The following is a 1232-nucleotide window of genomic DNA, read 5'->3' as shown; positions in this document are numbered from 1 at the left end:
GCCTCGTTCATCTTGCGGAGCGTCACATCCGGGCTGTCGCGCTGGGTGAGGATTTCAAGGAAAACCTCGTTGGCGTCCGGATCGTTTTGCAGCTTGTGATCGACATACTTCAGACTTTGCGTAATCCAGCGCAGCGTTTCGGGATGGATGCCGACCCGGTTCTGATGGGCAACCAGAAACAGGCGCAAAATCTTGATCGGGTCATTCTTGAAGACATCAAGGCTTTCGACCGTCAGGCGTTCATTGCGCAGTTCAAACCCGTCAATTTCCTTGGTGCCAAACAGCTTGCCCGGAAAACGGATCAGCGGGCGGCGCTGATGGCTTTCTTCAAGGGCAGCACAGAAGATGCGGGTCAGGTTCCCGACATGCTTCACCATCAGATAATAGTGCTTCATGAAGCGTTCGATGCCCGATGCCCCGGCATGATCGGTATAGCCAAGCCGTTCGGCGATATCGCGCTGCATATCGAACGTCAGGCGGTCTTCTTCGCGATCAGACAGATAGTGCAACCAGCACCGCACCGCCCACAGGAAGTTTTGCGCCTTCAAGAAGCCGCGTGCTTCCTTGCGCGTCAGGACCTTGAGATCGACGAGCTCCATCGGGGAATTGACGCGATAAAGGTATTTGCCAATCCAGAACAGGGTATGAAGGTCGCGAAGCCCGCCCTTGCCGTCCTTGACGTTGGGTTCGACCACATAGCGTGAATCGCCCATGCGGGTGTGGCGTTCATCGCGTTCGCCAAGCTTCTTTTCGATGAACTCGATGCCGCTGCCCTTGACCAGCTCTTCCATGAAGCGGGTGCGAAACAGTTTATAGGTTTCCTCGTCGCCCCAAACGAACCGGCTTTCAAGCAGGTTGGTGCGAATGGTGATGTCCTGTTTGCCCATGCGCAGGCAATCATCGACGGATCGCGTCGCATGACCGACCTTAAGCCCCAGATCCCAGAGCATATAAAGAATGAATTCAACGACCTGTTCACCATGTGCGGTCTGTTTGTAGGGAAACAGAAACAGGATATCGACATCGGAATGCGGCGCCATGTCACCGCGGCCATAGCCGCCGACGGCGACGACTGACATGCGTTGTTCATTGGTCGGATTGTGCAGTGGATAGACGAACGTGGTGGCAAAATCATGGATCAGGCGAACGATCTGATCCATCAGGAAACTGTTGGAAAAGACGGTGTCCTGCCCGGAATTGCTTTCTTCAAAGCGTGCGCGGATCACAGATCG

General features: G+C 54.9%; 1 protein-coding gene. It reads right to left on the bottom strand.

The annotated features are described in order from the left end of the window. A partial coding sequence (locus B3Z49_RS01260; RefSeq protein WP_296987649.1) for a nucleotidyltransferase domain-containing protein occupies positions 1–1232 on the bottom strand: 1232 nt, incomplete at both ends.

The sequence above is a fragment of the Thalassospira sp. UBA1131 genome, from assembly GCF_002311515.1.
Classification (GTDB): domain Bacteria; phylum Pseudomonadota; class Alphaproteobacteria; order Rhodospirillales; family Thalassospiraceae; genus Thalassospira.
This window is presented reverse-complemented; position numbering and strand designations above follow the sequence as displayed.